Here is a 24,137-nt window from a genome sequence, read left to right as displayed (position 1 = left end):
GAGCCGGGCTAGCGGGCGCGGGCCCAGCCGGTGAAGCGCGCCGTCAGGTCCGCCGGCGGGCTGCCGTGGTCCAACTCGGCGAGTTGCGCGGCGGCCTCCTCGCACAGCTCGGCGAGGTGGACCAGCAGCGCGTCGCGGTTCTCGCGGTACTTCGCGAGCAGGAGAAGCTTCGCCGTCGAGCAGGGCCACGCCACCCCGCAGGCGCTGCACCGCCAGGTGGGCCGGCTGGGAACGTGGGCGCGGACGTGCACCATCAGCCCACCGCCACGCGGGCGCGGGCCGGTGGCCGGCGGGAGAGGGCAGGCCGGGCCGGTGGCGGCGCGGTGACGACCCACTCAAGACCCTCGCGCAGGACGAACAACTCGCGCTTCGCCACCGCGCGGCCCTTGGCGTCGAGCTGGTAACCCTCGAACCAGAGCCAGCCGTGCGGCGGGAAGCGGTCGACGAGTTCGCGGATCACGCGGACGCGCATCGGGGTCACGAACTGCGGGGACGCGGCCCGGGTCAGGTGGAGGACCTCGCCGGCCCGCAGCATCCGTACGGGTGGCGGCGTCCGGGCGGTCACTGCGGACCCCGGTTGCACCAGGCGGACCAGCGCGACGCGGGGACGACGTTGCTCACGCGGCCCGGGCCCCGGTACGGCGGGATGAACGGACCGATCGGCCCCGGCACGACCGGGCGGGCCGGCGGCGGATCGCTCTTCGGCGCGGGTGTCGGCTTCGGCCTCTCCTCGGGCATGGCTCTCCCTCGTCCGCGGGTTGGTGAGAGGGGCCGCCCGGCTGCTCGTCGGGGGCGGCCCCGCAGCGTGACCGGCGGGCTTCCATCGCCACCAGCGGCTCACGCCATCTACGAAGCACTCTGCCGAGGGTTGCCGGACAATCACACAGCGTTAGATGATTTCTCGGGAACGTTCTGATCGCTCCAGAGGGGACGCGGCATGAACCATGCATTTGTGGCGGCGCTCGCCGAGGCGTGCGAGACAGCCGAAAGCCTGGGAGGCCGCCTCGGGATTCATCCGAAGACCGTCGCTCGATGGGCAAACCCGGGACGTATCCCGCAGAGCCGACATCGTGCGGAAGTAGCGAAGATCCTCGGCAAGAACGTGTCGGAACTCTGGCCGGACACGCTGAACCGCCGCGAACCTGTGTGGTTCCGACCGTGGGTCGACATCGAGCGTGAGGCGGCAGCCCTCCGGGCGTTCCAGCTCGCCTGGGTGCCGGGCCTCCTTCAGACCGAGGCTTATGCGCGGGCCACGTTCACCGGCCAGCCGCTGGCCAAAGACGAGGTGGGCGAGTTGGTCTCGGCGCGTGTCGCCCGCCAGGCGATCCTGACTCGTGAACGCGGACCCCTGTTCGTCGCGGTGCTGGACGAGGGGATCATCCGTCGTCCCGCAGCAGGAGACCGGAGACTCATGGCCGAGCAGCTAGCCCATTTGGTGCGGTGTGCCGAGATGCCGAACGTTCAACTCCACGTCGTGCCACGTGAGACAGCGACTTATCCAGGCCTCGACGGACCGTTCACACTCGCCGAACTTCGCGACGGGACGCGGGTGGCGCACGTCGATAGCCAAGCGCGCGCACAAATAGTCGACCAAACATCCGACATTGCTACGCTGGAGCACCGGTGGGAACGCATACGGGGTGAGGCTCTTCCCCGAGGGCGCTCCTTGGAACTTCTCAGAGAAGCGGCAGCATCATGGACCTGACCGGCGCGCAGTGGCGCAAGAGCACGAAGAGCGGTGGCAACGGCGGCGACTGCGTCGAGGTCGCCGACAACCTTCCCGGCGTCGTAGGGGTCCGCGACTCGAAGGACCCGACCGGCACGGCCCTTGTCTTCGCCCCGGCCGCCTGGCGGGCCTTCGTCGTCCAGGTCGCCGAACGGTCCTGACCGACCAGACTCCCGAGAGCGCCCGTCCCCGATCCCGGTGGCGGGCGCTTTCCGTTGCCGTACCACGGGCACTGTCGTTCTTCGCATCCGTTCCACGCGCTGCCGGGCGGAAAAACGGCAGCGGGGCCACGGTCTCCCGTGGCCCCGCCGTCGTCGTTGTAGCTACTGGCCTGCCGGCTTGAGGCAGAGCACGCGGTTCGCCCCGCCGCCCTGGAGCACCACGTGCGGCTGGGTCGGGTCGGCGCACTTGTCCTTCGCGTCCACCTTGGAGACCACGGTGAAGGCACCCGCCTCGCCGCACTCCGCCGCCGCCGCCGTCTCGCCCGACTTCTTGACGCAGCTGCCGACCGCCGGGTCGAACGCCGGGGCCGGGTCGTCGCCGCCGACCTTGCCGAGCAGCATGAGCAGGCCCAGCGGCACCGCCAGGATGAGCACCGCCGCGACGAGCACCGCGGCGAGCACGCGGCCGTTGCGGATCTTGGGCGTGGGGGCTTCGGTCTTCGGCTCCGCGATCGGCTTGAACGAGTCGAAGCGGTTCTGATCCTGCTCCGGACCGCCCTGGTCCCAGGGGCCGGGCTGCTGCGGGGGCGGGGGGAACGCCGGCGGGAACGCGCCACCCGGCGTGGGCTCGGCCGTCGGGGCGGCACCGTAGCCGGGTGCCGGGCCGCCGGCTGCCGGCGTACCGAAGGGGGCGGCGGGGCGGTCCGCGCCGTCGTGCGGCCGGACCCCGTTCACCGGTCGGTTGCTGCCCGGCGCGTCGACGAAGGACGGCACGCCCGGCGGGAAGGCCGGAGGCGCGGCCGGCGAGGCGGGCGCCACCGGGGAGACCGCGCCGAAGACGGCGGTCCCGCTCGGCGCCCGGTCCCGGTCGTCGAAGCGGCCATCCGGGCCCTGGTCGAACCGGTTGTCCGGGCCCTGGTCGAACCGGCCCTCGGGGCCCTGGTCGAACCGGTTGTCCTGGCCCTGGCCGAAGCGCGGGTCCGGCCCCTGCTCGAAGCGCGGATCCGGCCCCTGGCCGAAGCGCGGGTCCGGGCCCTGGTCGAAGCTGGGCGCCGGCGCGTGGTCCGGTCGGTGCCCGCGCGGGTCCTCCTGCTCCGGCTCGTCCGCCGGCTCAGGGCGGGCCGGTCGGCCGTACACCCGGGGCTGCGGCGCGGGCGCACCACCCGGGCGGAGGGCCTGGTCGGTCGGCGGCATCACCCGGCTGGCCAGCGGCACCGAGGCGCTCGCCGAGACGCTGCCGGCGGCCGGTTCGGCACCCTCCGGCGACGGTACGGCCGCCCGCCCGCCCACCTCCGGCGAGGTGCGCGGTGCGGGGACCACCGGACCGGCGGGCGACTGCGGCTCGTCGTGCCGGGAGCCGGCCTGGGCCCAACCCGGCTGCTCCTGCTCGTACGCCGGCAGGCCGCCGTCCCGGCCGGGCTGCTCGGGGGCGAACTGGGCCGGCGGCGCGTAGTCGGCCGGCGGGGCGGAAGCCAGGCTCGCGCCGGGCACCCGCTGCTCCTGCGGCGGCAGCGGCACGGCGTTGGCCGGCGAGATGCCCGGCCCCGGTGCGGGCTGGTAGATCGGGGGTTCCTCGGCCCGCTCCGGCTCCCAGCCGTTGCCGGTGCGGCCCGGGGCCGGCTCGCTCGCCTCCGCGCGGCCCCACACCTCGTCCGCCGACCACGGCTCGACATCCGGTACGGCCGGGCGCTCGGCAGCGTTGCCGGCCCACTGCGGCGGGCTCTCCGGAGCGGAACCCCACGGCTTCGGCCCGCCGTCGCCGGGCACCGGGACGGAGGCCCGGCCGGGCGGGGTGGAGGTGGGCTGTGCGGCACCCCAGCCGTTCGCGTCCCGGTCGTCGGGCATCGGGGGCACGGACGCGGCACCCCGTGCGGAGCGCTCGTCCCGGGCGGGCCACTCGTCGCCCTGTGGCTGGTCGTCCCGGGGCGCGTCGTCGCGGGAGGCGGCCCAGGCGCCACCCGGAGGCTGCTCCGCGCCGGCGTCCCAGCCGGGCTGCTCGCCCTGCTGCTGCTCGGTGCCGGCCCAGCCGCCGGAGCGGTTGGGGTCGTCCGGCTGCTGCCCGGGGGGCCAGCCGTTGGCGGGGTCCTGAGGGGACTCGGCGTTCCAGCCGCCGGAGCGGTTGGGGTCGTCCTGGGCGGGCCAGGGCTGGGGTGCGGGAGCGGGAGCGGGGGCCGGGGCGGGCTGCGGGACCCGGGCGGCGCCGCGGGCGGCGGGCTCGGGCTGCGCCCAGGCGGGGGACGCCTGCTCGGCCGATCCCCAGGCGGGCTGCTCGCCCTGCTGCTGGCCGCCGGCCCAGCCGCCGGAGCGGTTGGGGTCGTCCTGCTGCTGACCGCCGCTGGAGCGGTTCGGGTCGTCCTGCTGCGCGGCCCAGTCGCCCTGCGGGGGCCGGTCGTCCGGGGTGGCGCCGTCAGCCCAGCCGCCGGGACGGGCCTGCTCGTCCTGCTGCTGCTGGCCGCCGACCCAGCCGCCGGAGCGGTTGGGGTCGTCCTGGGCGGGCCAGGGCTGGGGTGCGGGTGCGGGGGCCGGGGCGGGCTGCGGGACCCGGGCGGCGCCGCGGGCGGCGGGCTCGGGCTGCGCCCAGGCGGGGGACGCCTGCTCGGCCGATCCCCAGGCGGGCTGCTCCGGGGCGGCGTGCGGCGGCTGGGGCTGCTGCGGGCCGGCGGCGGCCCAGGCCGGGCCGCCGCCCTGCTCCTGCGCGCCCGGCCACGCCGGCTGCGGCGATGCGCCGGCCGGTCCCCACTGGCCGGGCTGGGCCGGGTCGGTCTGCTGCGGCGCCTGGGTGGCCCACGCGGGGGCCTGCTGCTGCTCACCCTGCGCGCCCCAGGCGGGCGGGTTCGCTCGCCCCGACGGGGGCGGGGGCGCCCAGCCCAGATCCGGGGCGCCGGCGCCGTATCCGTTGTCCTGCTGTGCCGGGCGGTCGCCGTACGGCGCCGGTCCGCCGGCGCCCGGCGACACCTCGTCCGGCTGCTGGCCGGGGTGGTGCGTGCCCTCGGACGTCATGCGTGCGCCTCCTCCATCACCTGTCGGCCGCCACTGCCGATCGGTCTTCTCGGCAGGGTGGCCGGCGTCGCCGGTGTACCGGCCGTGCCGGCTCCCCGCACCGTATCCGGTGACCGCCCGGGGGCGCCCGGGGAGCACGGTCGTCACTCCCCGTGGCCGGACGGTGTCGAGCGGCTTCTATCGACTCGACTGCTCCGGGTCGGCGGGCGACGACCGAAGCCCACCGTACCGGGCGCTGGGGCGAGGTGGAATCCCGGTGTCAACCGCTGCGAAACGCCGATGACCCGCCCGGGCGGACCGGGCGGGTCATCGATCTGGAGGAGGTGAGAGAGGTTCTGGGCGTCAGCTCATGTGACGCTGGGCGATGGCGAGGATCTCTTCGCGGACCGCGGGCGAGTTGGCGGAGCGCAGCGCGTGCTCGATGGCACGGGCGCGGCGGTTGGCGTCGCGGCGGTTGCGGATTCGCTCGATCATGCTCATGGGTCTCTCCTCCTGGCTATTCGGTTGTCAGCCCCTTGATGTCTTCCATTGAACCCCAAGACCGGCGCAACTTCCATCGATTGTTAGGTGAGCTGGGACACGGGCCGAACAATCGAAGGTATGGAGGGTCGGTGACCAACGTTTTCGTTCCCCAACGGAAACGGCCGGTGTGCCGGGCGTCAACCCGTCGCACACCGGCCGTTCGGCTGGCGTCAGGACCGTCAGGTCCAGGCGAGCAGCGCCGCCTCCGGGTCGGCCAGGAACTCCCCGATGTCGCGCAGGAACTTCGAGCCGAGTTCACCGTCGATGATCCGGTGGTCGAAGGAGAGGCCCAGCGTGGTGACCTGACGGGGCCGCACCTTGCCCTTGTGCACCCAGGGCATCTCGCGGACCGCGCCGAAGGCCAGGATCGCCGACTCGCCCGGGGGCAGGATCGGCGTACCGGTGTCCACCCCGAACACGCCGACGTTGGTGATCGTCAGCGTGCCGCCGGACATGTCGGCCGGCGAGGTCTTCCCGGCCTTGGCCGTCTGCACCAGGTCGGTCATCGCGTCCGCCAGCTCGCGCAGCGAGAGCCGGCCGGCGTCCTTGATGTTCGGCACGATCAGCCCGCGCTCGGTGGCCGCCGCGATGCCCAGGTTGACGTAGTCCTTGACGACGATCTCGTCGCCGGCCCACGTCGAGTTGACCATCGGGTGGCGCTTGACGGCCAGCAGCACCGCCTTGGCCACCAGCAGCAGCGGCGAGACCCGCACGTCGCGCCACTCCCGCCGGTTGCGGAGCCGGTCCAGGGCCTTCATCGCCCGGGTCACGTCCACGGTGAGGAACTCCGTGACGTGCGGCGCGGTGAACGCCGAGCGGGACATGTTCTCGGCGGTGAGCTTGCGTACCCCCTTGACGGGGATGCGCTGCTCGCGGTCCGCGCCGAAGCTCGCGGCCACCGTGGCCGGGGCCGACACCGCGAGCGGCTCGGCCGCCGCCGTGGCCCCGCTCGCCGCCCGCTGTACGTCCTCCCGGGTGATCGAGCCCAGCGGGCCCGACCCGGTCAGCGTGGACAGGTCGACGCCGAGGTCCTTGGCGAGCTTGCGTACCGGCGGCTTGGCCAGCACCGGCCCACCGGCCGGACCGTGACCGTTCGACGGCGCGGGCGCCACCGGGGCGGGCGCCACCGGCGCGACCGGCGCGACCGGGGCCGCCGGCTGGGCCGGCACCGGGGTGTCGCCCCTGCGCGGGCGGCGCTTGGCCGCCGTGTTCCGCGGGCCGTAGCCGACCAGCACGGCGGTACGCCCACCCGGGGCGGGACCGCCGATCAGGCCCGGCTCGACCGCGCCCTCGGCCGGCGCCACCTCGACCGCGGCCAGGGACGCCGCCGACGGGGTCGGCAGTGCGGCGGCCGGCGCGCCGGTCGTCGACGCCTCGATCGGCCCGGCGCCCGGGTCGGTGTCGATCGCGATGATCGGCGTGCCGACCTCGACCGTGCTCCCCTCCGGATGGAAGATCGCCTGCACCTGGCCGGCCCACTTCGCCGGGATCTCGACGGCCGCCTTGGCCGTCTCGACCTCGACGATCGGCTGGTTCAGCTCGATGACGTCACCGACCTTGACCAGCCACGCGAGGATCTCACCCTCGGTCAGGCCCTCGCCCAGGTCGGGCAGGTTGAACTCCTTGATCCGCGACATGCCGCTCACCAGCCGAAGGTGCGGTCGACGGCGTCGAGCACCCGGTCGAGGTCGGGCAGGTACTCCTCCTCCACCCGGGAGGCCGGGTAGGGGGTGTCGAAGCCGGTCACCCGCAGCACCGGGGACTCCAGGGAGTAGAAGCACTCCTCGGTGATCCGGGCCGCGATCTCCGAGCCGAGGCCCAGGTTGCCCGGGGCCTCGTGCACGACCACGCAGCGGCCGGTGCGCTTCACCGACTCGTACGCGGCGGTCAGGTCCAGCGGGGAGAGCGAGCGCAGGTCGATGACCTCCAGCTCCCGGCCGTCCTCGGCGGCGGCGGTCGCCGCGTCCAGGCAGGTCCGCACCATCGGCCCGTACGCCAGCACCGTGGCGTCCGTGCCGGTCCGGACGACCCGGGACGAGTGCAGCGGGTACGCCCCGGACAGCGGGGCGTCCAGCTCGACCGGGCCCTTCTCCCAGTAGCGCCGCTTCGGCTCCAGGAACACGATCGGGTCGTCCGACGCGATGGCCTGCTGGATCATGGTGTACGCGTCCTGCGGGTTGGCGCAGGACACCACCTTCAGGCCGGCGGTGTGGGCGAAGTACGCCTCGGGCGACTCCGAGTGGTGCTCGACCGCGCCGATGCCGCCGCCGAACGGGATCCGGATGACCATCGGGATCCGGACCTTGCCCTGCGAGCGGTAGTGCATCTTCGCCACCTGCGACACGATCTGGTCGTACGCGGGGTAGACGAAACCGTCGAACTGGATCTCGCAGACCGGGCGGAAGCCGCGGATGGCCAGGCCGACCGCGGTGCCGATGATGCCGGACTCGGCGAGCGGCGTGTCGATCACCCGCTGGTCGCCGAAGTCCTTCTGGAGGCCGTCGGTGATCCGGAAGACGCCGCCGAGCTTGCCGACGTCCTCGCCCATGATGACGACCTTCGGGTCGTCCTCCAGGGCCCTGCGCAGACCGGTGTTGAGGGCCTTGCCGAGGCTGAGCGTCTCCGTGGCCATCAGTGGGCGCTCCCCTCGAACGACTCCATGTAGCTGGTGAACTGCGCCCGCTGCTCGTCGAGCTCGGGGGACCCGTGCGGGTAGACGTGGTCGAACATCGTCGCCGGCTCCGGGTCGGGCATGGCGAGCACCCGCTCGCGCAGGTGCACCGACTCGGTGCGGGCCTGCTCGTCGACGGCCGCGAAGAAGTCCGCGTCGGCGATCTGCTGCTTCTCCAGGAACGCCTTCATCCGGGCGATCGGGTCCTTCGCCTGCCAGGCCTCGACCTCGCTGGCGATCCGGTAACGGGTCGGGTCGTCGGAGGTGGTGTGCGCACCCATCCGGTAGGTGTAGGCCTCGATCAGGCTGGGGCCTTGGCCGAGCCGGGCGTTGTCCAGCGCGTGCCGGGTCACCGCGTACGACGCGAGCACGTCGTTGCCGTCCACCCGGACACCGGGGAAGCCGAAGCCGCCGGCCCGCTGGTAGAGCGGCACGCGGGTCTGGCGCTCCAGCGGCTCGGAGATGGCGTACTGGTTGTTCTGGCAGAAGAACACCAGCGGGGCGTTGAAGACGCTGGCCCAGACGAACGACTCGTTGACGTCGCCCTGGCTGGTGGCGCCGTCGCCGAAGTAGGCGATCACCGCCTCGCCGTCCTCGGTCCCGGTCTTGCCGTCCATGTGGACGCCCATGGCGTACCCGGTCGCGTGCAGGGTCTGCGCCCCGATCACGATCGTGTACATGTTGAACTTGAACTCGTTCGGGTCCCAGCCGCCCTGGTCGACGCCCCGGAACAGGCCGAGCGGCATGATCGGGTCGATGCCCCGGCAGTAGAGGACGCCGTGCTCCCGGTAGGTCGGGAAGGCCATGTCCTGCGTACGCAGCGCGCGTCCCGAGCCCACCTGCGCGGCCTCCTGGCCCAGCAGGCTGGCCCACAGGCCCAGCTCGCCCTGGCGCTGCAACGCGGTGGCCTCGGCGTCGAGCTTGCGGACCAGCACGAGGTCGCGGTAGAGCCCGCGGTACTCCTCGTCGGTGAAGTCGACGCGGTACTCGGTCCCGTCCGGGCCGGTCGCGCTCTCGATGCGCTCACCCTCCGGGGTGAGCAGCTGCACCAGCTGCGGGTCGCCGGTCGCACCCTTCTTGGACCGGGGTGCGGCCCGTCGGCCGCGACTGGAGACCCCGGGGTCGCCCTTTGCCATCCGTCTCTCCCTGTCTGTCTGCGTCGGCACCGGGGGGTCACCCGGCCGCGCAACTCGTGCGCCTGCCCGGCTGGTGCCGGACGGGTTCCTGGCGGCCGCGCCTAGCCCCGGTGGGGGTTGCCGCGCGGCGTGAGCCGGATTCTGGCCGAACCCGGTTCGGGAGCGCCGGCGCCCAGCCGCGCCTGCCGCGAGGGTGCGCGGAGGTCGTGGCTGCGTTGCCGTCGTGGTCCATATTCGCATCACACGTGAGCGCGCCCACATTGCGCCTGTCCCGGGCACTCGCGGTGACCCGTTTCGTCGCACGCCGCGCCCGTTGTCCGTTGCATCGACGCGCGGCCGATCCGGCGGTGGTTCGTCACCGTTCGGCCAGATACGCGTGTCGACACGCTGTGCAGGGTTGGCTGACCGAGCGTCACTGGTCCAGGCTGATTGACGCGGGATCGTCCGCGTCGGGGCGGTTTGCCGCTTCCCCGCGTCCGGGCGGTGCCTCGGGCGCTCGGGCCGGTCGCCGTACCGGTCCGTCCACCGCCGCAGTCGACGAAAAGGGGTGTGTGGTGTCCGAGCCAGGCCGAGATCCCACCGTTCCCTTCCTCGGCCGGCACCGCGCCGCCGGCGGCTACCGCCGGCTGGTCGGCGCGCACCGGGCTCCCGGTTCGGGCGGGCCGTCCCGGGGCTACCTGTTCACCGTGGCACTGCTCGCCGGCACCGCGTCGATGCCGATCCTCGCCGCGATCAGCACCGGCTCCGCCACCGTCGGCAGCACGGCCCTGCCGGACGGCAGCACCCCGTTCCTCCCGACGCCCTCGGTCGGCCCCGTCGTGATCCCGGTGCCGGCGACGGGCCAGCCGCCGGTCGCTCCGTCGACCCCGTCCCCCGCCGCGCCGGACCCGGGCGACTGGCGGACCGTCGCGCCCCTCCCGGGTACGCCGATCGTCGCGGCGCCGGCCCCAGCGCCGCCGCACGGCCCGGCGGCGCATCCGAAGCCCCCGTCCCGGCCCGGCGGCCGACCGGTCCCGCCGCCCCCGGCCCCGAGGCCTTCGGCGTCCCCGAGCCCGTCGCCGAAGCCCTCGCCGAGCCCCAGCCCGAGCCCCAGCCCCAGCCCGGCACCCACGCCGACCGGCAAGCCGACGTCGGTGGAGCCGACGAGCAGCCTCTCGCTACCGCCGCCCGAGCCGACGACTACCCCGGCGCCCAGCGCGTCCCCGGCACCGGACGGCCCGACCGCCAGCGCGACCGTCACCCCCGGCCCGACCGCCAGCGATCCCGGCCCGATCCGCGTCGACCCTGGCCCGACCGCCACCGACTCCGGTCCGACCGGCCCCGGCGAGACCGGGCACCGGGACGGTCGGCCGCGGGTACGGTGACGGTCGACGGCAGGTGATCCACGGCGGGGCCCCGGCCCGGTCGGAGCGCCGAGGTATGAACGGTTCCGGGCGGCGGCCCGGGGCGGACGCAGAGGCGGGGCGCTGAGCGGGACGGGCGGTTCGGACGCGGAACCCCAGACCCGTCCGGCCGCCGCACCACCACCCGGCCGCACCCTCCGGCTCGCCCGCTTCGTGACCGAGCTGACGGCGCCCGTGGTGCTGGTCTCGGCGCTGACGCTGGCGGTCGGCTGGCACAGCGCCCAGGGCGCGCACGGGCTGGCCTGGGGACTGCTGGCCACGCTCTTCGTCAGCGGGATCCCGTTCGCGTACATCCTCGGCGGGGTGCGTCGGGGCCGGCTGACCGACCACCACGTGGGGGTCCGCGAGCAGCGCCGGGTCCCGCTGCTGTTCGGGCTCTGCTCGGTCGCCGCCGGGCTGGCCCTGCTCGCCGTGCTCGGCGCGCCGCGACCGGTGCTGGCCCTGGCCGCCGCCGGGCTCGTCGGCCTGGTGGTCGCCGTGACGGTGAGTCACTGGTGGAAGATGTCGATCCACTCGGCGGTGGCCGCCGGGACGGTGGTCGTGCTGGTGCTCACGTTCGGGGCCGGGTTGCTGGCGACAGCGCCACTGCTCGTGCTGGTCGGTTGGTCCCGGGTCCGCCTGCGCGACCACACGGTGCCCCAGGTGGTCGCGGGGCTCGCCCTGGGCGCCCTGGTCGCCGCCCTCATCTTCGCCCCCCTCCGCTGACCCGATCCCTCTCTCCCCTCCCTCCCTTTCGCCCGGATCTCATGACGCACGCCCCGGACGAGGCCGCCGATCATGCAGTTGTGGTGCCCCGCAAAAGCTACGGAATGCCGCTTTCCGCCCACCACAACTGCATGATCGGCGCCGACGGGGCGGGGAGAGGGAGGGAGGGGGTGGGTCAGGCGGGGTCGTCCGTGAGGCGGTGGCGGTTGGCTTCGATCCACGCGTCGAGGGCGGCCGGGTCGTCCGGGTCGACGCCGTCGGCCATGAGCTGCGCTACGGCGGCGGTGGCGGGGCTGCGGCGCTCGCCAGTGCTGTAGAGGCGGGCGAACTCCGGCACCATCTCCTCGATGGCCGTGTCGATCTGCGCCGCCGCCTGCTCGGGCAGGCCGCGCTTGCGGGCGGCGTACCCGGCCCAGGCGCGCAGCACCCGGGGCAGCATCGCGGCGTCGTCCATGTCCAGCACCGCGCGCCGGTGCACCCAGTCCAGCAGGAACAGCCCGGCCACGGTGGGGCTCCACCGCATCGGGTCGGCGTCCGGGAAGCTGGCCGCGTGGTCCAGCAGCAGGCTGAGGCAGAAGTGCAGCGAGGCCAGCTCCGCCCCGTCGATGGTGTCCAGGCCGAACCGGGCCGCCTCCGGTGCGGCGAGGAACCGGCGGACCAGATCCGTACGCTCGGCGGCGGAGAGCGGCTCGGCGGGCGCGGGGGCCGCCCCGGCCGCCCGGGGCAGCAGCGCCAGCCGGGCCCCGAGCAGGGCGCGGTCGGTGGCGAGCGAACCCTCCCCGGGCAGCTCGGTCAGGCCGTCGGTGATCGCCAGGTGGCGGGTCACCTCGGCGCGCATCCGGGCCGGCTCCTCGTCGCGGAACCAGGTCAGCTCGTCCCCGGCGCACATCTGTCGGACCTGGTCGAGGATGCGGTCGGGCGGCCCGCCGACGAAGACGTCCTTGGTGATGCCGATGTTGTGGTCGAGCAGCGTCACCACGGCGTGCGCCGAACCGCCGGCCGGGTCGTCGTAGGCGAAGGTCGCCAGGTAGGAGGTCTGGTCGCCGTACACGTCGCCGTAGGACCAGCAGCCGGTCAGGTGCACGCGGCCGAGCTGGCCGGCCCAGGCGGGGGTGGCGGCGCCCGGCCGGACCCGGTCGGTGCCCTCGGCGTCGGGCACCAGCGCGGCGAAGACGGAACGGATGGTGGTCGCCGCGGCCGAGCGGCGGCGGGAGGTGGCGGCCAGGAAGCCGGCCACGAAGTCCCGGACGGCGGCGTCGCGTTCGGTCTCCGCAACTGAGTAGACGCTGCCGAGCAGGGCCGCGCCGAGCATCTCCGCGTCGAGGGCGTTGTCCAGCTTGGCCACGTCGCGGGCGGCGTGCAGCACCGCGTCGTACGGGGTCTGAGGCGTTCCCATCCACCGACCCTACGCCGCCGCCCGCCCCGGGACGGTACGAGCGACCCGAGCGTCAAGCCCGCGTCGCGGCGCCACGCCGCCGACCTGCGGTTACCGTGGGGCGGGATTTCCGGCTCAGCGGCCGGCGGCCTCCTCCAGGGCCGTACGGGCCTCGGCGTAGGAGGCGAGCACCGCCCGCACCGGGGCGAGCACGTTCTCCTCGCCGACCGCCGCCACCGCGTCCGTGAGGCGCCGCTCGGCCCGGCGACGGGCGCGGCGGGCCGCCCAGCGGACGATCGGCCTGGTCAGGGCGGCCACCAGCAGCCCGGCGAGCAGGCCGCCGAGGAGCAGCAGGGTGGGCAGCGGCACCTCGCCGACCATCGGGTGCTCCAGCGCCGGCAGGCCCAGCGCGCGCAGCCCGTAGCCGAGCGCCAGCCAGCCCAGCCCGGCCAGCGCGGCCAGGGTCACCAGCCACTGGAGGCCGCCGACGAACCGCCACCAGAGCGGTCGCCGGTCCATGCCGAGGTCCGTGCCGGCCACCGCCCGGTCCAGCGCGTCGGGCAGGTCGGCGAGGTGGGAGCGGGCGGCGGCGGTCACCGCGGCCGGCCAGGCGGCGGGCAGGTCCGCCCCGGCCCGGTCGGCCACCGACCGGATCGCCAGGCCGAGCGCCGCGCGCTGTGCGGCGGTGGGGTCGGGCACCGAGGTCGCGGCGACGAGGCTCTCCGCCGGTTCGTCGCGACCGGCGGCCGGGCCGGGCAGGTGCAGCCGGCGCAGCGGGTCCGGCCGCAGCCGCCGCCAGCCCCGGACCAGCGGCCAGCCGGTGGTGGCGGCGCCCCGGTGCCGGTACGCCTGCTCGACCGCCTCGGCGACCGCCGGCACCCCGGCGGCGCCGGCGAGCGCCCGGTGCAGCGCGGTGACGGCGGCGTCGTCCGGCCCACCGGCCGGCGAGGCGTCGCCGACCAGCTCTTCGAGCCCGGCCACCACCGCGTCCACGTCGCCCCGGAGCCGCCGCAGCGCGGCCTGCCGCTCGGCCACCGTGCGTTCCAGCGCCTCCCGCAGCCCGGCCATGCCCGCCGGATCGACGGCGGTGGTCGCCAGCAGCGGTACGCCGTCCAGACCGTCGCTGTCGAGCAGCCGGCGCAGGTCGGCCAGCACCCGGGGCAGCTCGGCCGGCGGCAGCCGGTCGGCCTGGTTGAGCACGACCAGGGTGACGTCCCGGTGCCGGTGGAACTCGCGCAGGTAGCTGGTGTGGATGACGCGGTCGGCGTACTTCTGCGGGTCGACCACCCACACCACGAGGTCGACCAGGCCGAGCAGCCGGTCCACCTCCATCCGGTGGGACCGCTGCACGGAGTCGAAGTCGGGCAGGTCGAGCAGGATCAGCCCGTGCAGGGCGGACTCGTCGTCGCCGTCCAGCACGCTCTCCCGCACGAACCGGTGCCGGGGCAGCACGCCGACCCAGTCGAGCAGGCGGTTGCCGCCGTCGAGCGGCCCCCAGACGCAGGCGTGCGCGACGCCGGTGGTGGGGCGGCGCACCCCGACCGTGGAGAGTTCCATCCGGGCCAGCGCGTTGAACAGGCTGGACTTGCCGCTGCCGGTCGCGCCGGCGAGGGCCACCACGGTGTGGTCGCGGGAGAGCGCGAGCCGGGTGCCGGCCCGCTCGACCAGGGTGTGTGCCGGCACGAGCCGGGCGTCCGGCAGGTGGCCGTCGACGACCGTGAGGAACCGGCGTACGGCGTCGAGGCGGGCGATGAGCGCGTCGGCGTCCACCCGCTGGTCACCGCGGAACGCCTCGCGCATCCGCCCGACGATGTTGGTCATGACCCTCCGTCCCCGGTGCCGGGCAGGCCCGCGACGGCCGCGCCGGTGAGGCCGCTGCGGTTGCGGGCGATCTCCACCCGGTTGGCGGCGCCGCGCAGGGTTTCGGCGGTGCGCGCGGCGGGCCGCGCCTGCGCGGTGCGGTCCAGGTAGCGGCCGGCCTCGTCGTCGAGCAGGGCCCGCACCCGGTCCAGCAGGTCGGCCCGGGCCTTGGCGGCCAGCGTACGCACGGCCTGGTCGCCGAAGATCGCCTGGAGCACGGTCTGCGCGGCGACGGTCGTGCCGGCCCCGGTGGCCACCTCCAGCCCGGTGGGGATGAACGCCGTCGAGGCGAACACCGCGATCATGACGGCGAGCCCGGTGGCGTTCACCGCGTACGCGGCCGTCCGGGCCACGAAGCGGCGGTCGCCGCCCTCGGCACGGACCAGCTCCAGCACGCCACGCTGCCACTCCCGCACCAGCCGCTCGGCCCGCTCGGGCAGGTCGGCGGAGGGGTGGGCCAGCTCCGGTTCGAGCAGCGCCGCCCCGGCGGGATGAGCCTTCCACCCGGTGTACGCGTTCTCGGCCGCCTCGGCGGCGACGCCCCGCAACAGGGTCACCAGCTGGGACTCGATCGCCTCCCGCAGCTCGGACGCGGGCGCGGGCCGGCCGGTGACCGCGGCCACCACTCGGTCCCGGAGCCGCCCGATGCGGGCCTCGATGGTGCGGAAGAACTCGCCGGTGCCGACGAACTCCTGCCAGCGGGCCAGCACCTCGCCGCGGAGCAGCCGGCCGTCCTTCAGCCCCTGCCCGACGGTCCGGTGCGCCCCCCGGTACGCGGCCAGCACCCGCTCGTCGAGCGCGTCGGCGGCGGTGATCTGCTCCTCGGCGGCGTCGGCGAGCCCTTCGACCGCCGGGTGCAGCGCGGCGAGCGCGCCGTCCAGGGTCTGCCGGACCACGGCGGCGCGGGCGTCGGCGTCGGCGGCCAGCCGGGCGAACCAGGCGGCGAGCGGTGCGGTGACCCGCTCGGGCAGCAGGCCCTGCCCGTCGACCCAGGTCTCCGGCAGCACGAAGAGCGGGGCCGCCCCCAGCTCCTGCGCGGCGAGCATCTCCGACAGGTGGGCGGCGATCTCGTCGGCCGCCTCCGGGGGCACCCGGTCCAGCACCATGGCGATGACCGCGCCCCGGGCGCGGGCGCTGCGCAGCAGCTCCCAGGGGACGGCGTCGGCGTAGCGGGCGGCGGTGGTGACGAAGAGCCAGAGGTCGGCGGCGGCCAGGAGCTGCCCGGCCAGGGCCCGGTTGGCGTCGACGACCGAGTCGATGTCGGGGGCGTCGAGGAAGGCCAGCCCGGCCGGCAGGGCCGGGGCGGTGACCAGTTGCAGGGTGCGCGGGTCCTCGCTGGGCTCGGTGGTGCGGGTGAGGCCGGGCAGCAGCTCGCCTTGGCGGAACCAGCCCGAGTCGGCCGGGTTGCAGACCAGCACCGGGGAGCGCGTGGTCGGGCGGAGCACCCCGGCGGCGCTCACCCGCGCCTGCACGAGGCTGTTGACCAGGGTGGACTTGCCCGCGCCGGTGGACCCGCCGACCACCACGAGCAGCGGCGCGTCGAGCCGGCGCAGCCGGGGCAGCAGGTAGTCGTCGAGCTGGTCGGTGAGGCTCCCGCCGGCCCGCCGGGCGGGCTCGGCGGAGGGCAGCGCGAGCGGGAACCGGGCCGCCCCGATCGCGGCGCGCAGGCCGGCCAGTGCGGCGGGCAGGCTGTCGTCCCCGGTGGTGGCGGGCCGGTCCTCCCCGGCGTCCGTGGGGCCGGTGCGAGCTGCGACGGTGGGCGTGCCGGCCGGGTTGGCGGGATCGCCGTGCGTCGTCACCGCTAAAGCGTGCCCGACCGACGCAAGGGAAGACAACCGGTCAGTATCAAGTCGGGGTTGCGTCGGGTCGACTCAACCCCGACTTGACGATTTCGCGGGGCGTGGCACTATTGAGTCAAGTTCACTCAACTTGTGGTGGGGTCGCTGCGGGCGACGCCCGCCGGGCAGCTCGACGGGCGTCACTCGTCAGCTGCCCACAACGTGATGAAGCGAGGAAGCGAAGATGGCACGTGCGGTCGGTATCGACCTCGGCACGACGAACTCCTGCGTCAGCGTTCTGGAGGGCGGTGAGCCCACCGTCATCGCCAACGCTGAGGGCTCGCGGACGACCCCGTCGATCGTCGCGTTCGCCCGCAACGGCGAGGTACTCGTCGGTGAGGTCGCCAAGCGCCAGGCGGTGACGAACCCGGACCGGACGATCCGCTCGGTCAAGCGGGAGATCGGCACCAACTGGTCCGTCGACATCGACGGCAAGAAGTACACCCCGCAGGAGATCTCGGCCCGCACGCTGATGAAGCTCAAGCGGGACGCCGAGGCGTACCTGGGCGAGCAGATCACCGACGCGGTGATCACCGTCCCGGCCTACTTCAACGACGGCCAGCGCCAGGCCACCAAGGAGGCCGGCGAGATCGCCGGCTTCAACGTGCTGCGGATCGTGAACGAGCCGACCGCGGCGGCCCTGGCGTACGGGCTGGACAAGGGCTCCAAGGAGCAGACCGTCCTGGTCTTCGACCTCGGTGGCGGCACCTTCGACGTGTCGCTGCTGGAGCTGGCCGAGGGCGTCATCGAGGTCAAGTCGACCAGCGGTGACAACAACCTCGGTGGCGACGACTGGGACCAGCGGATCATCGACCACCTGGTGAAGACCTTCCGCGGCGAGCACGGCATCGACCTGGGCCAGGACAAGATGGCCCTCCAGCGGCTCCGCGAGGCGGCCGAGAAGGCCAAGATCGAGCTGTCCGCCGCGACCACCACCAACATCAACCTGCCGTACATCACCGCCGGCGCGGCGGGCCCGCTGCACCTGGACGTGACGCTCAGCCGGGCCGAGTTCCAGCGGATGACGCAGGACCTGCTGGACCGCTGCAAGGGCCCGTTCGAGCAGGCCGTCAAGGACGCCGGCATCAAGGTCTCCGACGTCGAGCACGTCATCCTGGTCGGCGGCTCGACCCGGATGCCGGCCGTGACCGACCTGGTCAAGCAGCTCACCGGCAAGGAGCCCAACAAGGGCGTGAACCCGGACGAGGTCGTCGCCGTCGGCGCCGCCCTCCAGGCCGGTGTGCTCAAGGGCGAGGTCAAGGACGTCCTGCTGCTCGACGTGACCCCGCTGAGCCTGGGCATCGAGACCAAGGGCGGCATCTTCACCAAGCTGATCGAGCGCAACACCACCATCCCGACCAAGCGCTCCGAGGTCTTCACCACGGCCGACGACAACCAGCCGTCGGTGCTGATCCAGGTGTTCCAGGGCGAGCGGGAGATCGCGGCCTACAACAAGAAGCTCGGCACCTTCGAGCTGACCGGTCTCCCGCCGGCGCCGCGCGGCGTGCCGCAGATCGAGGTCACCTTCGACATCGACGCCAACGGCATCGTCAACGTCCACGCCAAGGACCTCGGCACCGGCAAGGAACAGAAGATGACGATCACCGGCGGCTCCTCGCTGCCGAAGGACGACATCGAGCGCATGCGCCGCGACGCCGAGGAGCACGCCGAGGACGACAAGCGCCGCCGCGAGGAGGCCGAGACCCGCAACCTGGCCGAGGCGCTCCAGTGGCAGACCGAGAAGTTCCTGGCCGAGAGCGGCGACAAGCTGCCCTCGGAGTCCCGTGACCAGATCAACGAGGCGCTCGGCGAGCTGCGCGGCGCGCTCGGCGGCCAGGACCTCGAGAAGATCAAGTCGGCCCACGAGCGGCTGGCGCAGGTCTCCCAGCAGGCCGGCTCGCTGCTCTACAACCAGCAGGGCGAGCAGCCGGGCGAGGCCGGCCCGGGCGCGGCGGGTGCCGCGGGCGCCGGGGCGACCGGTGGCCCGCAGGCCGGCGGCCCCGCCGGTGGCGCGGACGACGTGGTCGACGCGGAGATCGTGGACGAGGACAAGGACAAGAAGTGACGGTTCGTCCCCGGACACGGAACCACGGCAGAGGGATGAGGTAGCCCCATGACGGAGAAGCCACGAGCTGCCGACCCGGGTGCGACCGGGTCGGCGCCGGGTGGCTCCGCGCCCGCCGAGCAGGCCGGCGACGGGCCGCGGGTCGTCATCCGTAACAACCGCAAGATCAGCGAGACGTCCGAGCCGGCCGCCGCCGACGCCGGTTCGGACGCCCCCGCCGAGGGCCTGGTCGAGGAGTCCGAGGTCGTCGTCGACGAGATCGAGGTCGAGGCGGCCGAGGTGACCGGCCCGCCGGTGGTGGACGCCCCGGCGCAGCCGGCCGACGGTGGTCCGACCGCGTTCGGCGCCGAACTCGAGGCGCTGCGCAAGGACCTCGACGAGCGGACCCGGGACCTCCAGCGGGTGACGGCGGAGTACGCCAACTACCGCAAGCGGGTGGACCGGGACAAGGGCCTGGTCACCGAGCAGGCGACCGGCGCGGTGCTCGCCGCGCTGCTGCCGATCCTCGACGACCTGGACCGGGCCCGCGAGCACGGCGACCTGGTCGGGCCGTTCGGCACCGTCGCCGAACAGCTCACCACGGCGCTCGGCAAGTTCGGGCTGACCCCGTTCGGCGAGCAGGGCGACCCGTTCGACCCGACCCGGCACGAGGCGGTCGCCCACCAGACCTCGGCCGACGTCACCGAGCCCACCTGCGTACAGGTGATGCGTCGGGGCTACCAGGTCGGTGAGCGGCTGTTGCGGCCCGCGATGGTCGCGGTCGCCGACCCGGAGTAGTGCGGAACGACGACCGGACCGTCCCGCCCGCCCGCAGAGGGCGGGCGGGACGGTCGGTCCCCAGCTAGGGAAGGGGGTGGACCGGTGAGTTCCAAGGACTGGATCGAGAAGGACTTCTACGCCGTGCTGGGCGTGGACAAGGCCGCCACCGCCGACGACGTCAAGAAGGCGTACCGGAAACTGGCCCGGGATTCGCACCCGGACCACAACCCCGGCGACCCGAAGGCCGAGGAGCGTTTCAAGGCCGCCTCCGAGGCGTACGCCGTGCTCGGCGACGACGCCAAGCGGCGGGAGTACGACGAGCTGCGGTCGCTGTTCGGCTCGGGGGCGTTCCGGCGCGGGGCCCGTGGTCCCGGCCAGCCCGGCGGCGTGCCGTTCGACGTCTCCGACCTGTTCGGGGGCGCCGCGGGTGGGGGCGGTGACCGCCGCTTCGGCGGGGCCGGCTTCCAGGACCTGTTCAGCTCGATCTTCTCGGGCGGTGCCGGCGGTCCCGCCGGCGGGGCGGCGGCCCGTGGCCCGGCCCGGGGGCGGGACGTCGAGGCCGAGGTGGCCCTCGACTTCGGCGACGCCGTACGCGGGGTGACGCTCCCGCTGACGCTGCGCGCCCCCGGGGTGTGCGACACCTGCCACGGCAACGGGGCCAAGCCCGGCACCCAGCCGCGCACCTGCCCGGTGTGCCACGGGGCCGGCGTGACCAACCGCAACCAGGGGTCGTTCAGCTTCTCCGAGCCGTGCCGCAACTGCCAGAGCGTGGGCACGGTCGTGGACGAGAAGTGCCCCGAGTGCCAGGGCACCGGCGGGGTCACCAAGACCCGCACGCTGAACGTCCGTTTCCCGGCCGGCGTGGCGGACGGCCAGAAGATCCGGCTGGCCGGGCGGGGCGAGCCCGGCGCGCGGGGTGGCCCGGCGGGCGACCTCTTCGTACACGTGAAGGTGCGGCCGGACGAACTGTTCGGGCGTACCGGCGACGACCTCACGCTGACGGTGCCTGTCACTTTCGCGGAGGCCGTGCTCGGCACGGACCTGCGGGTGCCCACCCTCGACGGCGCGGTGACCCTGCGGGTGCCACCGGGTACGCCGAGCGGCCGGATCCTGCGGGCGCGGGGCAAGGGGGTGGTCCGCCGGGACGGCCAGGCGGGCGACCTGCTGGTGACGCTCGACGTGGTCGTGCCCGCGAAGGTGTCCGACGAGGCGCGTGCGGCGTTGGAGAGCTTCGCCGCGCAGACCCCGCCGGCCGCCCGGGAACATCTCGAGGCGCGGGTACGTCGATTCAGTTGACCCGGTGTTCAGTCGGCTCGGTGGAGTGCACGCGGAGGTGAGCGGGATGTCGGACGAGTTCGTCGGCTCGGGTGACCCTGCCTACGAGGCCAAGGTGCTGATGATCTCGGTGGCGGCGCGGATGGCGGGGATGCACCCGCAGACCCTGCGCCAGTACGACCGGTTGGGCCTGGTCCAGCCGGGACGGGCCGCCGGCGGCGGGCGCCGCTACAGCGTCCGCGACGTGGTGCTGCTGCGCGAGGTGCAGCGGCTCAGCCAGGACGACGGGATCAACCTGGCCGGGGTCAAGCGGATCATCGGGCTGGAACGGCTGCTGGAGCAGGCGCAGCAGCGGGTGGCCCGACTGGAGGCGGAGCTGGACGCCGCGTACCGGCGGATCGCCGAGCTGGAGGCGCTGGCCCGCTTCCCGGGCAGCGACCTGGTGCCGACCAACCGGACCTCCACCGCGCTGGTGGTCTGGCGTCCCCGCCGGGGCCCCGAGCGCTGACGAAGCCTCACCGCGCCCGGCCGCCCTCCCGCGGCCGGGCGCGGCCGTCTTTCCGGGGCAAGGCCGTTTCGGCGCGCCGCGTCCGACGTGGCGCCGAACGTAACCCCGGCCCGCACCACGGGTGGAACACCACGGGTGTCACCGCCCGCGAATGACACCCGTGGTGTTCCACCCGTGCGCGGTTGCCGGTTTGCCGGCGGGGGAGGCACCGGATCGGCTAATCTGCGAATCAGGTCCAACCAGCTTAATCCGGACTCCAATGGCAGGGGGAGCCATGACGGAAGCCGCGAGGAAGGTTGCCCAGCAGGCGGAGGAACGGCTCGACGAGGTGGCGAAGAACGTCCGGGAGAGATTCGACCGGGTCACCGAGGGCCGCCTCACCGACAAGGCCAAGAACGGCACGTCCGCCGACCGGGCCGGCCAGGGACGGAACGAGGCGAGACGCCGCGAGCAGGGCGGACCGGAGCACTGACGATCCGCCGACGTGCGGGCCGGGACCCACGGGGGGTCCCGGCCCGCACGTCATCGAGACTGCGGCCGGGACGCTCGTGGTTCCGTGCGGGGGTCCCGGCCCGCACGTTGTCGAGACTGCGGCCGGGACGCTCGTGGTTCCGTGCGGGGGTCCCGGCCCGTTCGTTTTCGGGGGTGCCTGCGTTTGCTCAGGCGATGCGGCGGTTCTCCCGGACCAGGCCGCCCTCGCACCAGTCCCGGTAGACGAAGAGTTCCGGGCGGGCCAGCAGCGCCCGGCTGTTGTACGCCCAGGTGCGCATCAGGTCGTCGCCGTCGCGCTCGGCCTGCTCGACGAGCTTGCGGAAGCGCCGCTTCGGGTGGGCGCGGAAGTTCGTCCGGATGCCGTCGGCGGCGTAGATGTAGAGGCAGTGCAGCGCGAACCGGCGCGCCGGGCAGGCCGGGTCCATCGCCAGGCCGAAGAGCACCGCCACCAGCCGGTCGCCGGAGACCAACAGGTCCCAGTCCGGCGGCATCGAGGTCAGCGGTACGGAGTCCGGCTGGTAGGCCCACGCCCGCAACTCGGCGGGGGTCGGGTCGACGGGGTTGGCGAAGCCGTGGAACGTCGACTCCTGCACGCTCACCGGCCAACCTTCCGCTCTGAGCCCGTGAGGGCGTCGGCCACCCACGAGCTCTGGCTGCTGGGGCGAAACGGTAACCCGGAGCGCTGGTCGGCGGTAGACCCCGTGAGGAGCAATTCGGCATCCGTTGGCCGAGGGCCGACCCGACCGTACGGTCGATCCGGCCTCCGGCCAACGTCGGTCATTCCGCCACGGGTGCCGGCTGGGCCCGCTGCGCGGCGCCGCGCTGCCGCAGCCAGCGCTTGAACCACGCGAAGTCGGGCAGCCGTGCCAGCATCGGCCCGGTCACCACGGTGATCAGCACGTACGCCGTCGCGAGCGCCGCCAGTTTCGGCTCGACGCTACCGGCTGCCACCGCGAGGCCCGCGATGACGATGGAGAACTCACCCCGTGGTACGAGGGCCAGACCGGCACGCCATCGACCGGGCTCGGCGATGCCGACCCGGCGGGCGGCCAGGTAGCCGGTGAGGGTCTTCGTCGCCATGGTGACGATGGCCAGCGCGAGCGCGGGCAGCAGCACCGGCGGGATGTCCCGGGGGTCGGTGACCAGGCCGAAGAAGACGAAGAAGACCGCCGCGAAGAGGTCCCGTAGCGGCGTGAGCAGCTCCGTGGCGTGGTGCGCCACCGGCCCGGAGAGCGCGATGCCGACCAGGAACGCCCCGACCGCCGCCGACACCTGGAGCTTCGCCGCGATGCCGGCCACCAGCAGGGTCATCCCGAGTACGCCGAGCAGCAGCGCCTCCGGGTCCTTCGCCGACATCGCTGTGGAGATCAGGTTGCCGTACCGGATGGCCACCACCAGCACCAGGAGCACGGTGCCGACCGCGACGCCGAGCGCGATCCCGCCGCCGAGCAGGCCGGTGCCGGCGAGCACGGCCGTCAGCAGGGGCAGGTACAACGCCATGGCCAGGTCCTCGATCACCAGGACCGAGAGGACCACCGGCGTCTCCCGGTTACCGAGGCGGCCCAGGTCGGCGAGGACCTTGGCGATGACGCCCGAGGAGGAGACCCAGGTGATGCCGGCCAGCACCAGGGCGGCGACCCAGTCCCAGCCGAGCAGCAGCGCGAACGCCGCTCCCGGCAGCGCGTTGAGCACCCCGTCGATGAGCCCGGCGGGCGCCGCGGCGCGCAGGTTGCCGACGAGCTCGTTGGCCGAGTATTCCAGGCCGAGCATCACCAGCAGCAGGATCACGCCGATCTCGGCGCCGACCGCGAAGAACTCCTCGCTGGCGGCGAGGGGGAGCAGGCCGCCGTGCCCGAAGGCGAGCCCGGCGAGCAGGTAGAGGGGGATGGGCGAGAGGCCGATCCGGCGGCTCAGCCGACCGAGCAGGCCGAGCAGGAACAGCAGCGCGCCGACTTCGACGAGCAGGGTTGTCGTGTGGTGCATCCGCGCCTCAGCCGTCCGGGTCACTGTCGGCGAGGATGGCTGTCACTCCGTCGAGGCCCTTGCGGGTCCCGACGACGACCACCACGTCACCGGCGGCGAAGCGGAAGGACGGGTCCGGCGAGGCGATCACCTCGCCGTGGCGCAGCACCGCGACGATCGAGGCGCTCGTGCGGGAACGTGCCTGCGTGTCGCCGAGCTTCCGGTTGACGTACTTCGACCCGGCCGGAATGGCGATCTGCTCGGTGAGCAGCCCGGCGGCCTGGTCGCGCAGCCCGGAGAGCTGGCCCAGCATCAGGGACGCGCCGAGGATGTCGGCGAGCGCCTCCGCCTCGTCGTCGGTCAGCGGTATGTCGTGCTGACATGAGTCGGGATCGTCCGGGTCGTACAGGACGAGGTCACGGCGGCCATTGCGGTGGGAGACGACGCCGAGGCGGCGGCCGGATTCCGTCAGCAGATCGTGACGGACCCCGATGCCAGGCAGGGCGGTCTGTTCGACACGTACGCGCACGCGGTCAGGCTACTCCCCGCCGTCACCTGCGGATCCTGTCAGGATGTCGCCTGTCGCTGAGTGATCTGTCAGTGCTTCTCCGCCACAGATGTGGACGACTCGGCTCCACGGGCGTGGGACGTCGATGCCGGGAAGTCCGACCGCCGGCCG

The 24,137-nt window shown here is 74.1% G+C and carries 22 protein-coding genes; 9 read left to right on the top strand and 13 right to left on the bottom strand.

The annotated features are described in order from the left end of the window. Positions 1-8: 8 nt before the first annotated feature. Both DER29_RS11215 and DER29_RS11210 read right to left on the bottom strand, forming a co-directional pair. The gene (locus DER29_RS11215) at positions 9-254 is read right to left on the bottom strand and encodes a flavin reductase (protein WP_121397298.1); all 246 of its coding nucleotides are present in this window, start codon (positions 252-254) and stop codon (positions 9-11) included. Then, positions 254-565, bottom strand: a complete 312-nt coding sequence (locus DER29_RS11210) for a hypothetical protein (RefSeq protein WP_233599717.1) — start codon at positions 563-565, stop codon at positions 254-256. Before DER29_RS11210 ends, DER29_RS11215 begins: the two co-directional genes overlap by 1 nt. A 372-nt stretch (positions 566-937) precedes the next feature. Between DER29_RS11210 and DER29_RS11205 the strand changes: the two genes are divergently transcribed. Both DER29_RS11205 and DER29_RS11200 read left to right on the top strand, forming a co-directional pair. Further along, a complete protein-coding gene (locus tag DER29_RS11205; RefSeq protein WP_121397296.1) occupies positions 938-1,705 on the top strand; it encodes a DUF5753 domain-containing protein in 768 nt (255 codons plus the stop codon). After that, positions 1,696-1,887 (top strand): DUF397 domain-containing protein, encoded by a 192-nt coding sequence (locus DER29_RS11200; RefSeq protein WP_121397295.1) that lies wholly within the window; start codon positions 1,696-1,698, stop codon positions 1,885-1,887. The genes DER29_RS11205 and DER29_RS11200 overlap by 10 nt, the downstream gene beginning before the upstream one ends. Before the next feature lie 162 nt (positions 1,888-2,049). Here the strand turns inward: DER29_RS11200 and DER29_RS36070 are convergent, their stop codons facing one another. From DER29_RS36070 to pdhA, 5 genes are all read right to left on the bottom strand, one after another. After that, positions 2,050-4,887, bottom strand: a complete 2,838-nt coding sequence (locus DER29_RS36070; RefSeq protein WP_121397294.1) for a hypothetical protein — start codon at positions 4,885-4,887, stop codon at positions 2,050-2,052. Positions 4,888-5,229: 342 nt separating this feature from the next. Then, on the bottom strand, positions 5,230-5,367 hold the full coding sequence (locus DER29_RS34490; protein ID WP_165947779.1) for a hypothetical protein: 138 nt from the start codon (positions 5,365-5,367) through the stop codon (positions 5,230-5,232). Positions 5,368-5,588: 221 nt separating this feature from the next. After that, positions 5,589-7,046 (bottom strand): dihydrolipoamide acetyltransferase family protein, encoded by a 1,458-nt coding sequence (locus DER29_RS11190; protein WP_121397293.1) that lies wholly within the window; start codon positions 7,044-7,046, stop codon positions 5,589-5,591. A 5-nt stretch (positions 7,047-7,051) separates the two neighbouring features. Continuing rightward, entirely contained in the window at positions 7,052-8,041 is a 990-nt protein-coding gene (locus DER29_RS11185) for an alpha-ketoacid dehydrogenase subunit beta (RefSeq protein ID WP_121397292.1), read from the bottom strand. Continuing rightward, positions 8,041-9,216: a pyruvate dehydrogenase (acetyl-transferring) E1 component subunit alpha gene (pdhA, locus tag DER29_RS11180; RefSeq protein ID WP_121397291.1), complete on the bottom strand. Its 1,176-nt coding sequence runs from the start codon at positions 9,214-9,216 to the stop codon at positions 8,041-8,043. Before pdhA ends, DER29_RS11185 begins: the two co-directional genes overlap by 1 nt. A 554-nt stretch (positions 9,217-9,770) precedes the next feature. Between pdhA and DER29_RS33855 the strand changes: the two genes are divergently transcribed. Continuing rightward, on the top strand, positions 9,771-10,580 hold the full coding sequence (locus DER29_RS33855; protein WP_148710004.1) for a hypothetical protein: 810 nt from the start codon (positions 9,771-9,773) through the stop codon (positions 10,578-10,580). Between the two features lie 192 nt (positions 10,581-10,772). Next, on the top strand, positions 10,773-11,324 hold the full coding sequence (locus DER29_RS11170) for a phosphatase PAP2 family protein (RefSeq protein WP_233599716.1): 552 nt from the start codon (positions 10,773-10,775) through the stop codon (positions 11,322-11,324). Positions 11,325-11,499: 175 nt separating this feature from the next. Here the strand turns inward: DER29_RS11170 and DER29_RS11165 are convergent, their stop codons facing one another. From DER29_RS11165 to DER29_RS11155, 3 genes are all read right to left on the bottom strand, one after another. Beyond that, positions 11,500-12,720, bottom strand: a complete 1,221-nt coding sequence (locus tag DER29_RS11165) for a hypothetical protein (RefSeq protein ID WP_121397288.1) — start codon at positions 12,718-12,720, stop codon at positions 11,500-11,502. A 114-nt stretch (positions 12,721-12,834) separates the two neighbouring features. Continuing rightward, the gene (locus DER29_RS11160) at positions 12,835-14,520 is read right to left on the bottom strand and encodes a GTPase (protein WP_121397287.1); all 1,686 of its coding nucleotides are present in this window, start codon (positions 14,518-14,520) and stop codon (positions 12,835-12,837) included. Beyond that, a complete protein-coding gene (locus DER29_RS11155) occupies positions 14,517-16,358 on the bottom strand; it encodes a GTPase domain-containing protein (protein ID WP_121397286.1) in 1,842 nt (613 codons plus the stop codon). The genes DER29_RS11160 and DER29_RS11155 overlap by 4 nt, the downstream gene beginning before the upstream one ends. Before the next feature lie 223 nt (positions 16,359-16,581). Between DER29_RS11155 and dnaK the strand changes: the two genes are divergently transcribed. The 5 genes from dnaK (at position 16,582) to DER29_RS11130 (ending at position 21,476) form a co-directional block, all read left to right on the top strand. Then, the gene (gene dnaK, locus DER29_RS11150) at positions 16,582-18,462 is read left to right on the top strand and encodes a molecular chaperone DnaK (protein ID WP_121397285.1); all 1,881 of its coding nucleotides are present in this window, start codon (positions 16,582-16,584) and stop codon (positions 18,460-18,462) included. 48 nt (positions 18,463-18,510) lie between these two features. Then, the gene (grpE, locus tag DER29_RS11145; RefSeq protein ID WP_121397284.1) at positions 18,511-19,239 is read left to right on the top strand and encodes a nucleotide exchange factor GrpE; all 729 of its coding nucleotides are present in this window, start codon (positions 18,511-18,513) and stop codon (positions 19,237-19,239) included. Positions 19,240-19,323: 84 nt separating this feature from the next. Continuing rightward, positions 19,324-20,517, top strand: coding sequence for a molecular chaperone DnaJ (gene dnaJ, locus DER29_RS11140; RefSeq protein ID WP_121397283.1), 1,194 nt, complete (start codon positions 19,324-19,326; stop codon positions 20,515-20,517). Between the two features lie 46 nt (positions 20,518-20,563). Continuing rightward, positions 20,564-21,004, top strand: a complete 441-nt coding sequence (locus DER29_RS11135) for a heat shock protein transcriptional repressor HspR (RefSeq protein WP_121399143.1) — start codon at positions 20,564-20,566, stop codon at positions 21,002-21,004. Positions 21,005-21,278: 274 nt separating this feature from the next. Beyond that, a complete protein-coding gene (locus tag DER29_RS11130) occupies positions 21,279-21,476 on the top strand; it encodes a hypothetical protein (protein ID WP_121397282.1) in 198 nt (65 codons plus the stop codon). 187 nt (positions 21,477-21,663) lie between these two features. On the opposite strand, the gene DER29_RS11125 is transcribed toward DER29_RS11130, so the two are convergent. From DER29_RS11125 to DER29_RS11115, 3 genes are all read right to left on the bottom strand, one after another. Beyond that, on the bottom strand, positions 21,664-22,095 hold the full coding sequence (locus tag DER29_RS11125) for a hypothetical protein (protein WP_121397281.1): 432 nt from the start codon (positions 22,093-22,095) through the stop codon (positions 21,664-21,666). A gap of 178 nt (positions 22,096-22,273) precedes the next feature. After that, positions 22,274-23,479, bottom strand: a complete 1,206-nt coding sequence (locus tag DER29_RS11120; protein ID WP_121399142.1) for a cation:proton antiporter — start codon at positions 23,477-23,479, stop codon at positions 22,274-22,276. Between the two features lie 7 nt (positions 23,480-23,486). Beyond that, positions 23,487-23,987 carry a cation:proton antiporter regulatory subunit gene (locus DER29_RS11115; RefSeq protein WP_121397280.1) on the bottom strand — a complete coding sequence of 167 codons (501 nt, stop codon included), beginning with the start codon at positions 23,985-23,987 and terminating at the stop codon, positions 23,487-23,489. Between the last annotated feature and the right edge of the window lie 150 nt (positions 23,988-24,137).

This window comes from Micromonospora sp. M71_S20, from assembly GCF_003664255.1.
GTDB lineage: Bacteria > Actinomycetota > Actinomycetes > Mycobacteriales > Micromonosporaceae > Micromonospora.
The sequence above is the reverse complement of the archived record's forward strand: the minus strand, read 5'-3'. Positions and strand labels throughout refer to the sequence as shown.